The sequence below is a fragment of the Streptomyces sp. PA03-5A genome (assembly GCF_033792725.1).
GTDB lineage: Bacteria > Actinomycetota > Actinomycetes > Streptomycetales > Streptomycetaceae > Actinacidiphila.
The window spans coordinates 104,003-117,709 of record NZ_JARAVL010000019.1 but is presented as its reverse complement, the minus strand read 5'-3'; the positions used below and the strand labels follow the sequence as shown (position 1 = coordinate 117,709).

The following is a 13,707-nucleotide window of genomic DNA, read 5'->3' as shown; positions in this document are numbered from 1 at the left end:
GGGTGCGTGTGGTCGCGGCGCACCCACCGACGGGTTGACGTCAGCCCTGGGCGGCGTTCTGGATCATCTCGGCGAACGTGGTGACGTCCTTGGCCGGAGGCGCCTTGATGGCGGAGGTCTGGCCGTAGCCGGAGTACGCGATGGTCAGCTTGGCCGGGCCCTTCGCGGTCTTACCGGACTCCACGGTCTTGACCGCGAGGTCGTCGGCGCTGATCCACGCCTCGATCTTGACGGTGTTCTTGAGGCCGGTGGAGTGCAGTTCCTCGATGTAGGCGTCGCGCTCGTCCTTTGTGATGAGCTCCAGGACGGAGGTGTCGGCGGCGAGCTTCTTGATGTCCACGGTGCCCGTGTAGTGGGTCGCCTCGGCGCCGGCCACCTGCTCCTCGCCGGCCGCGGCGAGGTCCGCCGCGGTGGACAGCGCGGCAAGGGCCGCGGCGGGGCCGTGCGGCAGGTCCTTGGCCGGGTTGTCCTCCGCGGAGGAGCCGTCGAGCTTCAGCCACTTCTTGCCGCCCGCGGCCTCGGCCATCTCCCCCTCGACCGGGAGGAACACGCTGCCGTCCGCCATCGTCATGTGCACCTTGCCGTCCGGACCGGCCATGTCCTTCATGTCGGCGTCGGAACCGGCGTCCATGCTCAGCTCGGCCCCCTCGGAGCCCTTCTTCCAGCTCAGCGTGCCCTCGGCCTTGGTGTTGCCGTCCGCAGGGTCGACGGAGTCGACGGCGACCTTCGCGGATGCCTGCTTCTCCACCGCCTTGGTGGCGTTCCGCACGGCTTCGACGGGGGAGACCTTCTTCTCCACCGGCTTGGCGGAGCCCTGCGTCGACGCGGACTTCGGCGCCTCCTTCGTGGCGTCACCACAGGCCGCGAGACCGAGCGCGAGCGTGCCGGTCGCAGCGGTGATCGCCACAAGACGACGGATGTGCATGAAAAGTTCCCCTTCGAGCGGTAAAGATTTGTACAACGATCAATGGCCTTGGACCCTACAGCAATCGACGAACACACAAACGAGCGGGGGCTCCGCTCGAACGGAGCGCCATGTACGCCTGACTCGCCCACCGATGCCGTCGTGACGGCGGCGGACGAGTCGCTGATCGGCGGGGGAGGCGGCGACGACGGAAAGGCCGACATCCTCGCCTCCTCCTACCGGCGTTGCCCGCAGGGCGCGGACGAGCTGGGGGCCACGAGCATCGCGTTCCCCTCGATCGCCACCGGCGTCCACGACCAGCCATCGGAGGAAGCGGCGCGGATCGCCGCCTCAGCCCTCCGGACGTCGCAGAGCCCGGTCCGGCAGATCAGGCTCGTGGCCTGCGGCCGGGCCGCGCTCGGTCCGCAGCCGGGGACCCGCCACGGCGGGTGCGTCAGCCGAGCTCCGGCAGGACCTCGGCGGCCAGGCGATCGGCGTGCTCGGCCTGCGCGAACAGGGGCGTGAACAGGATGAGCTCCGCACCGGCGGCGACGACCTCACGCAGCGCCCGGACGCACTCCGCGGGCGTCCCCGCGATCGCGGCGGCCTCGATCTCGGGTGACTTGCGCATGTACAGCGCCGCCAGTTCGGCGTCGATCCGGGCGCGGGCGCGCCGGGAGTCGTCGTCCACCGCGATGTAGACGCGCTTGGCGATCCCGAAGCCGTCCGCCGTCCTGCCACTCTCGGCCAGCGCCTGCCGCACGATCGCGACCTGCTCGGCGAACTTCTCCGTCCGGACCTGACCCGCGCCGAAGAAGCCGGTGAAGAGCCCCGGACTCATCACGGCGCGGCGCAGCGCGGTGCGCCCGCTGCCGCCGAACCACACCAGGGGAAAGGGCTTCTGGAACGGTTTCGGCTCCATCGCCGCGTCGCTCAACCGCCAGAATTCCCCCGAGAAGTCGACCCGGCCGACGAGGCCGACGTACTGCGCGACGCGGGCGAGGCCTACGCCGCCAAGCTGCGCGAGGCGGGCGTGGACGTCACCGCGGTGCCGGTGCTCGGCATGGTCCACGACTTCCTCATGCTCGACAGCCTCTGGGACTCCAAGGCGACCGTCGTCGCCCGCACGCTGGCCGTCGAGGCCCTGCAGCGGGCGCTGCACCCCTGAACCGCGTCAGGCGATCGTGATCCCGTAGCGTCGCACGGCGCCACCCGGCCCGGCCTCCTCGACGCCCTCGAGCACCCCGCCGTTGCGCTCGATCGTCCTGGCGGAGGCGGTGTTCGCCGCCTCGCAGACGATCAGCACCCGGTCCAGTCCGAGCCCGCGCGCCTCGTGGAGCATCCGGCCGAGGGCCCAGGTGGCCAGGCCACGGCGGCGCGAGGAGGGCCGGATGCCGTAGCCGATGTGACCGAACCGCAGCACGAAGTCGCCGGGCCCCTGCCGCAGGGCGATGCCCCCGTGGACCCGGTCGCCCTCGACGATCCACCGGTACCAGCAGCCGCGGCCCGCCTCCACCGCCTCCGGCCCCGACTGCCCGGCCAGCGTCGTCACCCAGGCCGCGAACCCGTCCGGCGAGCCGACCTCGTCGGACGGCTCCAGGCCGAAGCCGTCCTCGTGCGGGCCGGGACCCCATTCGTCCCGCGCCTCGAGCCAGGCGGAATGCAGACGGGTGGTGGGCGCGATCAGCTCGGGCATACGGCGACGATACCGGTGCGTCACGGTGCGCCCGAGAAATCGGGTGTGTGTACGGGCGGGCGCTGCTAATTTCGCTGACGTGCCGAAGCTCAATCAGATCATCGCCGTGGAAAAGGGCGTCAAGTCCAAGTCCCTCCAGGAATTGACCCAGGCCCATCACGACGTCCAGAAGCCCGCGTTGCTCGCCGGGATCTCGCGGACGTACCAGCCGAAGGACGAGGAGGGCGAGCAACTGCCCCCGGAGTCCACCCGGGTCCAGGTGAAGGCGGAGGACGTCCTGCACGAGGTCGGGGACACCCTGACGCGGCTCTTCGACGTGACGGCGACCAAGGACTGGGCCAACCGGACCGCGGCCGCCGACGTGGTGGTGGACGGGAGGGTGCTGCTCGCACAGGTCCCCGTCCCGTACCTGCTCTTCCTGGAGAAGCAGCTCACCGACCTGCACACGTTCGTGCGCAAGCTGCCGGTCCTGGACGCGTCCGAGTCGTGGAACCCCGACCCGTCGACGGACTGCTGGAAGACCGACCCGGTGCGGACGATCCGCACGAAGAAGGTCCCGCGCAACCACGTGAAGGCCGAGGCCACGGAGAAGCACCCGGCCCAGGTCGAGGTGTACTACGAGGACGTGCCCGTGGGGTACTGGACGACCGTGAAGTTCTCCGGCGCGCTGCCGGCGCGGCGCGTGAACGAACTGCTCGCCAGGGTCGAGAAGCTGCAGCAGGCCGTGAAGTTCGCCCGCGAGGAGGCCAACGGTGCGGACGTCACCGACCAGCGCGTGGGGGAGGCGGTCTTCGGCTACCTGTTCGGGTAGCCCCATCAACGCCCCTCGTGAGAGCGGGGGGTGCGCCGAGAGCGCAAGCTGAAACTGATGTTGAAGCTGACCAGGGGTATCAGTGGGGGTTCGAATCCCTCCCCCGGCACACCGGGCCGGGGTGGCCCAACCGGTAGAGGCAGCCCCGTCAATCTCAGACTCTCGCTCCAGTCTCAGCATTCGCCGCCGAACGCCGGATCGACCGAGCGCGGACGATCATCGACGGATGGGGGTTCAACTCCCCTCTGCGCCTCTTCCGTGGCGCGGTAGTTCAAAGGTAGAACACGTCGATCTCAGAATGATCCGCGACTCTTAAACGCCGCCGGCGTGCGCAATTGGGTGGCATCTCAGGAGCCCGGGCAGCTGGATATGCTCCCGGGCTCCGTCACGCCTCACTCCAGCGGGCCGGAGCCGGGGCCGGCCGTAATTCGCTTGACCTTGCCGAGGGGCGACGCTGCACTGTGGCGGGTCACCACGACGCGTGGTGCCGGTATCCCGGGGAGGCAGCGGCAGCGATGGAGATCCGTTCCACGACCGAGCAGGACCTCGACGTCTTCGTCGACACGCTCCATGCCGCGTTCGGGCGCTTCCCGGAAACCCCGGCCGACGGCCGCGGGGTCTGGTGGTCGGCGCTCGAAATGGACCGCAACCTGCTCGCCACGACGGCGGACGGACGGCCGATCGGCACCGCCGGTGCGTACTCCTTCGAGCTCACCCTGCCAGGTGAGGTCCTCGTCCCGGCCGCCGGCGTCACCGCCGTCGGCGTCGTGCCCTCGCACCGGCGTCAGGGCGTGCTCACCGCGATGATGCGGCATCAGCTCACCGGGCTGCGGGCCCGCGGGGAGTTCCTCTCCGTGCTGCTGGCCTCCGAGGCCCTGATCTACCGCAGGTTCGGCTACGGACCGGCGACCTACACGGGGCGACTGACGGTGCCGCGCCACCAGGCCGCCCTCGCCGTCCCCCGGGCGCGCGGAACGGCCGGCGCCCCGGTGGCCGGCCCGGACACCGGCTCGGTCGAGGTGCTGCGGCGTGCCGAGTGCGGGGAGATCCTGGAAGCGGTCTACGACCGGTACCGCCGCGCACAGCCCGGCGCGCTGTCCCGGCCGCACCGCTGGTGGGCCCTGGGGGCGGGGCAGCCCCCGGTCTCCCCGGCACCGCGCTACGTCGCTGTCCACCGCGACGCCGACGGCGTGCCCGACGGGTACGCCAGCTACTCCCTCGGCGAGCCCGACACCTTGACGGTCGACGAGACCATCGCCACCGACGACGCCGCCTTCACGGCCCTGGCCCGGTTCGTGCTCGGGCACGACCTGGTGGCTCAGGTCGTGTTCAAGCACGTCCCGCCCGAGCATCCGCTGCGCTGGCAGTTCGCGGATTTCCGCGCCGGACAGGCGGGCAACCACACCGACTGGCTCTGGGTGCGGCTGCTGGACGTCCCGCGTGCACTGACCTCGCGCGGCTGGTCCACGGACGGCGAGCTCGTCCTCGACGTCGACGACCCGTTCCTGGGCGAGCACGACCGCTACCTGCTGACCGTCCGGGACAACAAGGCCGAGTGCGTCCCGACGGAGCGGGAACCCGACCTGTCCCTGGACGTGAGCGACCTGGGCTCGGTCTACCTCGGCGGCACCACTCCGAGCACGCTCGTGCGTGCCGGACACGTCCGGGCCCACCGCCCGGACGCGGCGACCCTCGCCGACGCCCTCTTCCGCGCGGAGCGCTCCCCGCACTGCCTGCACTGGTTCTGACCCGCGTGCGCCTTCGGCGATCGCGCGGGTGACACCTCGCGGCTGCACGCCGGATCCTTCGGGCCCGGCGTACAGCCGCGGCGTTGTCAGCCCCCGCGGGTACCGCCCGACCGTTCACGAGAGGGCTCGTGACCGCACCGGATCGGGGGCGTCGGGCTGGGACGGGGTGGGGTACCTGCGGGCGGGTGACCAGGGAGACGAGGGGGAGAGCGGTGCCGGGCGTGGGGGGCTTGTGGAACCGTGGTGCGCGACAACGTTGTCATTTGAGCTGGGCATGACTATACCGGCTGAGAAGGCAACGATGTCAAGGGAGTTGACGTGCACCCGAGGGGGTCTTCCCGCGCACCCGTGGGGCACGCTACTGTCCCCGCGGCTTGTGTGACCCGTGGCGCGCGACCCGTCCGAGAGAAGAAGGGCCGCGTCATGCGTTTGCGTACGACGTCCGTTCTGCTGGCCGCCGTCCTGGCGGTCGGCGGTGCCACTCCCGCCCTCGCGGCGCCCGCCGCGCCGCCACCCGATCTCGTACAGGACCCCACCGCCTACGTCGACCCCCTGATCGGCACCAAGAACGGCGGCAACGTCTTCCCCGGCGCCGTCGTCCCCCTCGGCATGCTGTCCTGGAGCCCCGAGACCACCCGCGGTGACGCCACCCGCACCACGGCGCCCGGTGGTTACCACTACGACGCGACCCGCATCCGGGGCTTCAGCCTCACCCACATGTCGGGCACCGGCTGCGCGGGCGGCAGCGGCGACATCCCGTTCCTCCCGTACGCCGGAGAGGTCACCACCTCGCCCGCGGCGGACACCAAGGACGCGGTGTACGCCGCGGACTTCAAGCACGCCGACGAGACCGCCGAGCCGGGCCGCTACAAGGTGGGCCTGTCCTCCGGCGTGACGGCGGACCTGACGGCCACCGCGCGCACCGGCTCCGGCCGCTTCACCTTCCCCGCGGACAAGCCCGCCTCGATGCTGATCCGCACCGCCAACTCCGAGGTCGGGTCCACGGACTCCACCGTGATCATCGACCCGCAGGCCCGTACCGTCTCCGGCTCGGTCACCTCCGGGAACTTCTGCGGCTACCTCGACCCGGAGGGCCGGCGCTCCTACTACACCCTCTACTTCACCGCCCGCTTCGACCGCTCCTTCAAGGCGACCGGCACCTGGCAGGACGACAAGGTGACCCCCGGCTCCACCACCGCCTCGGGCGGCACGGGAGGCTTCTCCCACGGCGGGACGCCGGTCGCGGGCAAGGGCGCCGGCGGCTGGGTGGAGTTCGCGCCCGGCAGCGGACCGGTGAACGTCAAGGTCGGCATCTCGTACGTGAGCCAGGCAGGCGCCGAGGCCAACCTCGCCGCCGAGAACCCGCGGCACCGCTCCTTCGACTCGGTACGGGACGCGGCCGGTCGCGCCTGGCGCGACCGGCTGGGCGCGATCAAGGTGGGCGGTGGCACGGACGCCGAGCGCAGCACCTTCTACACCGCCCTCTACCACGCGCTGATCCACCCCAACGTCATCAGCGACACCGACCGCAGATACCGCGGCAGCGACGGCGAGGTCCACACGGTGGCCCGCGGCCACCAGGCGCAGTACGGCACCTTCTCCGGCTGGGACGTCTACCGCTCGCAGGTGCAGCTACTCACCCTGCTGAGCCCGCGCACCGGCTCGGACATCGCCCAGTCCCTGTACGAGCTCGCCGAGCAGAACGGCGGCGTCTGGGACCGCTGGCTGCACGGCGCCTCCGGCACGCACGTCATGAACGGCGACCCGTCACCGGCCGCCCTCGCCGGGATCCGGGCCTTCGGCGGCACGGACTTCGACCTGCGCGGCGCGCTCGACTCCCTGGTGAAGGCCGCGACCGTGCCGACGGAGCGCGACCTGTCGCCGGTGGGCAAGCCGATCCTCTCCGTGGGTCAGCGCCCGTCCCTGGACAAGTACCTGAAGCTGCACTACATGCCGTCCGTCTCCAACGCCTGGGGCGGCGCCGCCGAGACGCTGGAGATGTCGGGCGCCGACTTCGCCCTCTCGCAGCTCGCCTCGGCCGCCGGCCGGAAGCACACCGCCGCCGACTTCGCCCGGCGCTCCCAGTGGTGGCAGAACAACTTCAACCTCGCCGCCGACCCGAGCGGCGGTTACATCGCCAACCGCGCGGCCGACGGCAGCTGGGTCACCGGGTTCACCCCGGCCACCGGCAACGGCTTCGTCGAGGGCACGGCCGCCCAGTACACCTGGATGGTGCAGCACGACCCGGCCGGGCTGTTCGCGGCGATGGGCGGCCGCGGCGAGGCCCTCGACCGGCTGGACGCGTTCTTCCACACGGCGGACGGCAAGTGGGCCTTCACCGGCAGCGGCGGCGAGAAGTCGGAGATGGACAACGAGCCGTCGATCAACGTGCCGTACCTCTACGCCTACGCCGGCGCGCCCTACAAGACGCAGGAGACCGTGCGGGCCGCGATGGGCGCCCTGTGGTCCACGCAGCCGGGCGGCATCCCCGGCAACGACGACCTCGGCGCGATGTCGTCCTGGTACGTCTTCTCCGCGCTCGGCATGTACCCGCAGGTGCCCTCCCGCGCCGAACTCGTCCTGGGCTCCCCGCTGTTCCCGCGGATCGAGATCGACCGCCCGGCCGGGAACGACATCTCCATCCGCGCGGCGGGCGCGGCGGCCGACGCGCCGTACGTCCGGTCGCTGAAGGTCAACGGACGTGCCAGTGACCGGCCGTGGCTGCCCGCCTCCTTCGTCGAGGACGGAGGCAGGCTCGACTACACCTTGTCGCGTACCGCGGACCGCACCTGGGGAGCGGACGCGGCCGACGCACCGCCCTCGTTCCGGGAGGGTGAGCAGCCGCACCAGGTCGGCGTCGGCCCGACCACGGCGACGATCGCCCCGGGCGGCGGCACCAAGGTCGGCATCCGCGCCCTGTCGTTGCGCGGCGGCGCCGCACCGAAGGTGCGCTTCCGCGTCGAGGTGCCCGACGGCGTCACGGCGTCGCCCGCGGAGGGGGAGTTCACGGACGGCTCCCAGGAGATCACCCTGTCCACCGCCGGCGACGTCAAGCAGGGCTTCTACGACGCCAAGGTGGCGGTGAGCTACGGGGACACCTCGTACGAGCAGCCGGTGTCCCTGACGGTGGCCGCTCCCGGTTCCCTCATCGCGGCGTACAACAGCACGGGCGTCTCGGACGACGCCGGTGACCACGACGAGGCGGACTACGACGGCGGCGGCTGGAGCTACTCCCGTCAGGCGCTCGCTGCGGCCGGCCTCACCGGCGGGACGCAGGGCACGGTCACCGGAGGCCTCGCGTTCACCTGGCCGGATTCCCCCGCCGGCCGCCCCGACAACGCCTCGGCGACCGGCCAGACCATCGAACTGGACACGCCCGCCTCGCGGTTGTCGTTCGTCGGCAGCGCCGTCAACGGCGACCAGCAGACGACGGCGACGGTCACCTACACCGACGGCAGCACCGGTGCCGTCGACCTGTCCTTCACCGACTGGACCGTGGGAGGTGGCGGAGGCAGCGTCAAGTTCGGCAACGAGGTCGTCGCCAAGACCGCCTACCGCAACGTCGCGGGCGCGGACAAGGACCCGGTGGCCACGTACGTCTTCGCCACCAAGCCCTTCCCGGCACCGGACGGCAAGACCATCACGAGCGTGAAGCTCCCGGAGAACACGGACCTCCACGTCTTCACCCTCGCGGTGGACTGACGCGGGAGCACCCCCAGGGGCGGGCGCGGAGCCGACTCCGCGCCCGCCCTTCGTGCTGCCCGGAACGGCGCCCGCATCGCCGATATCAACATCACATAAAGTGGCGCACGTCATAGAGAGAATTCCACCCGACTCGGAACCCTTTCCCGGAATTCCGTCCCGCAATGCGTATTGCCAATTCTTTGTGCGCGTATTGCCTCATATGGACGCGGGTGGCAGGAGGATATTTCCCGAGCCGTCCCACCGCGACGCTCCATTGTTTCCCCGCTCCGATACGGCGACATCCGGGTGGCGCTGCCGAACCCGGGTCACGCCCCCGTAGGAGCCGGTGCGGCCCTGGTCACAGGGCGTGCCACGGGAAGGAGAAAGCACGTTGGGCCGTTACCTACTGCGCCGCCTCGGCAACTACGCATTCCTGGTGTTCATCGCGGCCAGCGCGACGTACTTTCTCGCATCCTTCACCCTCCACCCCGACATCAACTACCTGTCGAAGAATCCCCGGCCGCCCCTGCACTCGATCTACGCGATCCTGCACGCCTACAACCTCGACCCGCACACGCCCGTGTACCTCCGGTATTGGCGCTGGCTGACCGGGATCGTGCTGCACGGCGATTTCGGCAGGACCTACGACGGCGCATCGGTCAACACCGAGCTGGGCCGCCGCGTCCTGGTCAGCACCGAGCTCCTCTTCGTCGCGACCGTCCTGGGGGCCGTCGGCGGCGTCGCGGTCGGCGCCTGGAACGCACTGCGGCAGTACCGGCCCTCCGACCGGGTGTCGACGATCGTCTCCTACGTCCTGCTGGCCACCCCGGTCGTGGTGATCGCGGTCGGACTGCGGACCCTGGACACCGCGGGTGACGGGCCGCTGGTGCAGTACATCGGGATGTACGACCCGAAGGTGCACGGCACCCTCCCGGTCGTCCTCAACAACCTCGAACACCTCGTGCTGCCGACCCTGACACTGCTGCTCGCCCAGATCCCGTTCTTCAGCCGCTACCAGCGCAGCACGATGCTCGACGTCCTGGGCAGCGACTTCCTGCGGACGGCCCGCGCCAAGGGGCTCCGGCGGCGTCAGGCGGTCCTGCGGCACGGACTGCGCACCGCGGTCATCCCCGTGATGCCGCTGGTGGTCTACAACGTCGTGCTGCTGTTCACCGGCGCCACCTTCACCGAGGAGATCTACGGGTGGCACGGCATGGGGGAGTGGCTGGTCGACTCCATCACCAGCAACGACGTCAACGCGGTCGCCGCCGTGGCGATCTTCACCGCCGGCATCGTCCTGATCGCGGGACTGCTCTCCGACCTCGTCTACGCGGCGCTCGACCCTCGGGTCCGCACCTGAGACGGCCCACGTCGACCGACTCGAGGAGATCCCCTCATGACCACCCCCGCAACCGCCGCCGGGACCGCGGCGCCACACCGGACCAGGAGCCGCGGCGCGCTCGTCCTCGCCCGCTTCGCCCGCAACCGGCTGGCCCTGGTGGGCATCGCCCTGGTGATCGCCCTGGTGCTCCTGGCGTACGCCGTACCGCCGTTCCTGCACTGGACGTACCACGACAACGACTTCGCCAGCCTGGACACCGGGCCCGGGGCCGCGCACTGGTTCGGCACGACCCACTCGGGCCAGGACCTGTTCGCGCTCACCTTGAGGGGCCTGCAGAAGTCACTGGTCGTCGGACTCGTCGGAGGGCCGCTCACGACGCTGATCGCCGCGGTGGTGGGCGCCTCGGCCGGCTACTTCGGCGGCTGGACCGACCGCGTCCTGATGTGGTTCCTCGACCTGATGCTGGTGATCCCGGCGTTCCTGCTACTCGCCGTCCTGTCACCGGCGTTCCAGCACGGGACCTGGCTGTTCTTCGTGGTCCTGCTCGCGGCGTTCGGCTGGATGATCACCGGGCGGGTGGTGCGGAGCATGACCCGGACCCTGCGGGAGCGGGAGTACGTCCTCGCCGCGCGCTACATGGGCGTCCACCCGCTGGTCATCATCTTCCGGCACATCCTCCCCAACGCGGCGTCGATCCTCATCATCGACGCGACCGTCCAGGTGGGCGCGATCGTGCTCGGCGAGACCTCGCTGTCCTACTTCGGGTTCGGCATCCAGGCGCCCGACGTGTCCCTCGGCACCCTCATCGCCGCCGGAACGCCGGACGCCAACACCTCCCCGTGGCTGTTCTTCTTCCCCGCCGCCTTCCTCGTCCTGATCGGCCTCTCCGTCGCGTTCATCGGCGACGGACTGCGGGACGCCTTCGACCCGACGGCACGGGGAGCGAAGTCCCGGGGGCGCGCCCGGCCGGGCACGCCCACCTCCCGGCACGCGAAGGCCGGGCAGGTCCCGCCCAGCAAGCCCTCAGCCGCGGTCATCACCGCCGCACCCACCGAGGAAGGAGTCACCCCTTGAACCCTCCCCATGCTGAAGCAGGGGGAATCCTGGCTCAGGAAGCCCCGCAGGTCAGCACCCCGCAAGGTCTTACTCCCTCAACACCAGCCGGGATGGAACCTGCCCGGTTGTGTACGGCAAAGCCGAGGTGGCTCGTGCTTGGTTCTCGCAACGCGCCGTCGCGCTGGCATGGTTCTCGCTCAGCACGACACACACACTACCCGCCGGTCTTTCGTCCTGGGGGCGAAACCCCTTTCCCTGCCCTGCTCCGCAGGGGTCCGATCCCTCCCCGATCTGAAGGCCGGGGCATCCGCGGAGGAACCTGGTGACCGTCCCCACCGCCGCCCCCGGCGTCCCCACCCCGCGGCCGGCCTCCGGCGACCCGGTCCTGACCGTGCGCGACCTGCGGGTGTCCTTCCCCGGCGAGGCCGGACGGGTGCAGGCGGTCCGCGGGGTGGACTTCACGCTCCGCGCCGGTGAGACCCTGGCCGTCGTCGGCGAGTCCGGCTCCGGCAAGTCCGTCACCGCCACCGCCGTGCTCGGCCTGCTCCCGGACGACGCGGAGGTCACCGGCTCCGTACGGCTCAACGACCGCGAGCTGCTCGGTCTGCCGGACCGTCAGATGTCAGCCATCCGCGGCCGTGACATCGGCATGGTCTTCCAGGACCCGCTCTCGGCGCTCACCCCCGTCTTCTCCATCGGCACCCAGCTGGTGGAAGCCCTGCGGATCCACCAGGACCTCACCGCCGCCCAGGCCCGCGAACGGGCCCTGGAACTGCTGGACCTGGTGGGCATCCCCGACCCGAGGCGGCGCGTCGACGCCTTCCCGCACGAGTTCTCCGGCGGCATGCGCCAGCGGGCGATGATCGCCATGGCCATCGCCAACGACCCCGAGGTGATCATCGCCGACGAGCCCACCACGGCGCTCGACGTCACCATCCAGGCGCAGGTGCTGGAGGTCCTGGGCAAGGCCCAGGAGGTCACCGGAGCCGCGATCCTCCTGATCACCCACGACCTCGGCGTGGTGGCCGGCATGGCCGACCGGGTGGTCGTCATGTACGCCGGCAAGCCGGTGGAGACCGGGACCGCCGACCAGCTGTTCGCCACCCCCCGCATGCCCTACACCATCGGCCTGCTCGGCTCGGTGCCGCGGCTCGACACCGGGGACCGGACGGCCCTCACCCCCATCGAGGGCACGCCGCCGTCGATGGTGGACCTCCCGGCCGGCTGCCCCTTCGCGGAGCGCTGCCCGGTGGCCGTGGACCGCTGCCGTACCGAGGAGCCCGGCCTGCGCGCCGTCGCGACCGGAGCCGGTCACGCCACGGCGTGCCATCGCGCACACGAGATCGACACGCCCGGCGGGATCCCCTCCCCGGGCATGTTCCCCACCCCCGCCTCACCGCGGCGGCCCGGCGGACCCCCGCGCGCGGCACGGCCCGAGGTGCTCCGGGTCACCCACCTCACCAAGCACTTCCCGCTCCTCAAGGGCGCGGTGTTCAAGCACCGGGTGGGCACGGTGCGCGCCGTCGACGGCGTGGACTTCGACATCCGCCAGGGCGAGACCCTCGCGCTGGTGGGCGAGTCGGGCTGCGGCAAGACCACCACCATGCTGCAGATCCTCGACCTCGCCGGGCAGCGCGGCGGCACCGTGGCCGTCCTCGGCAGGGACGTCGGGCAACTGGACGGGAAGGCGCGGCGGGAGCTGCGCCGGGACCTCCAGGTGGTGTTCCAGGACCCGATGGCGTCACTGGACTCCCGCATGCCGATCGGCGACATCCTGGCCGAGCCGCTGCGCACCCACGGCTGGGACCGGGAACGCATCGCCGCGCGCGTCCCCGAACTGCTCCGCCTCGTCGGGCTGCTGCCCGAGCACGCCGAGCGCTATCCCGCGGAGTTCTCCGGAGGACAGCGGCAGCGGATCGGCATCGCCCGGGCGCTGGCCCTGGACCCCAAGCTGGTCGTGCTGGACGAGCCGGTCTCCGCGCTGGACGTCTCGGTCCAGGCCGGGGTGATCAACCTCCTCGACGAGCTGCAGGCAGAACTCGGCCTGAGCTATCTGTTCATCGCGCACGACCTGTCGGTCATCCGGCACATCGCCGACCGCGTCGCCGTCATGTACCTCGGCCGCATCGTCGAGGCCGGCGACGTCGAGGACGTCTTCGCCCGACCGGCCCACCCCTACACCCAGGCACTGCTGTCGGCCGTGCCGCTGCCCGACCCCCGCAAGGAGCGGCAGCGCCGGCGGATCATCCTCCAGGGCGACCTGCCCAGCCCCGCGGACACCCCCTCGGGATGCCGGTTCCGCACCCGCTGCCCCAAGTACCTGCAGCTCGCACCGGCCGAGGCCAGACGCTGCGACACCGAGGACCCCGCCGCAGGGGCCCTGGGCGAGGACCACACCGCCGCCTGCCACCACGCGGCCGCCCTGGAGGTCCTGTGACGCGCCCCCGGCCTGTGACGCGCCGGCCT

General features: G+C 71.3%; 10 protein-coding genes and 1 pseudogene. 8 read left to right on the top strand and 3 right to left on the bottom strand.

Annotated features, from left to right (window positions below; genetic code table 11):
* Nucleotides 1-40 precede the first annotated feature (40 nt).
* Entirely contained in the window at nt 41-925 is an 885-nt protein-coding gene (locus tag PV410_RS24120) for an SCO4651 family lipoprotein (RefSeq protein ID WP_500327591.1), read from the bottom strand.
* 42 nt (nt 926-967) lie between these two features.
* On the opposite strand from PV410_RS24120, the gene PV410_RS24115 reads away from it, so the two are divergent.
* Nucleotides 968-1,429, top strand: coding sequence for a macro domain-containing protein (locus tag PV410_RS24115; RefSeq protein WP_500327589.1), 462 nt, complete (start codon nt 968-970; stop codon nt 1,427-1,429).
* On the opposite strand, the gene PV410_RS24110 is transcribed toward PV410_RS24115, so the two are convergent.
* On the bottom strand, nt 1,359-1,826 hold the full coding sequence (locus PV410_RS24110; protein WP_500327699.1) for an LLM class flavin-dependent oxidoreductase: 468 nt from the start codon (nt 1,824-1,826) through the stop codon (nt 1,359-1,361). The two genes, PV410_RS24115 and PV410_RS24110, sit on opposite strands and share 71 nt — an antisense overlap.
* A 48-nt stretch (nt 1,827-1,874) precedes the next feature.
* On the opposite strand from PV410_RS24110, the pseudogene PV410_RS24105 reads away from it, so the two are divergent.
* Nucleotides 1,875-2,072: pseudogene (locus PV410_RS24105) on the top strand (alpha/beta hydrolase); the annotation flags it as partial.
* Nucleotides 2,073-2,078: 6 nt separating this feature from the next.
* Here PV410_RS24105 and PV410_RS24100 read toward each other — a convergent pair.
* Nucleotides 2,079-2,600 carry a GNAT family N-acetyltransferase gene (locus PV410_RS24100; protein WP_500327587.1) on the bottom strand — a complete coding sequence of 174 codons (522 nt, stop codon included), beginning with the start codon at nt 2,598-2,600 and terminating at the stop codon, nt 2,079-2,081.
* 79 nt (nt 2,601-2,679) lie between these two features.
* Between PV410_RS24100 and PV410_RS24095 the strand changes: the two genes are divergently transcribed.
* The 6 genes from PV410_RS24095 (at nt 2,680) to PV410_RS24070 (ending at nt 13,678) form a co-directional block, all read left to right on the top strand.
* Complete coding sequence (locus tag PV410_RS24095) at nt 2,680-3,411, top strand: DUF7873 family protein (protein WP_500327585.1); 732 nt, start codon at nt 2,680-2,682, stop codon at nt 3,409-3,411.
* A 515-nt stretch (nt 3,412-3,926) separates the two neighbouring features.
* Nucleotides 3,927-5,159, top strand: a complete 1,233-nt coding sequence (locus PV410_RS24090; protein WP_500327583.1) for a GNAT family N-acetyltransferase — start codon at nt 3,927-3,929, stop codon at nt 5,157-5,159.
* 423 nt (nt 5,160-5,582) lie between these two features.
* The gene (locus PV410_RS24085) at nt 5,583-8,861 is read left to right on the top strand and encodes a GH92 family glycosyl hydrolase (RefSeq protein WP_500327581.1); all 3,279 of its coding nucleotides are present in this window, start codon (nt 5,583-5,585) and stop codon (nt 8,859-8,861) included.
* Nucleotides 8,862-9,234: 373 nt separating this feature from the next.
* Nucleotides 9,235-10,203, top strand: a complete 969-nt coding sequence (locus PV410_RS24080) for an ABC transporter permease (protein WP_500327579.1) — start codon at nt 9,235-9,237, stop codon at nt 10,201-10,203.
* Between the two features lie 36 nt (nt 10,204-10,239).
* Nucleotides 10,240-11,259, top strand: a complete 1,020-nt coding sequence (locus tag PV410_RS24075) for an ABC transporter permease (protein ID WP_500327577.1) — start codon at nt 10,240-10,242, stop codon at nt 11,257-11,259.
* A gap of 304 nt (nt 11,260-11,563) precedes the next feature.
* Complete coding sequence (locus PV410_RS24070) at nt 11,564-13,678, top strand: ABC transporter ATP-binding protein (protein WP_500327575.1); 2,115 nt, start codon at nt 11,564-11,566, stop codon at nt 13,676-13,678.
* Nucleotides 13,679-13,707 lie beyond the last annotated feature (29 nt).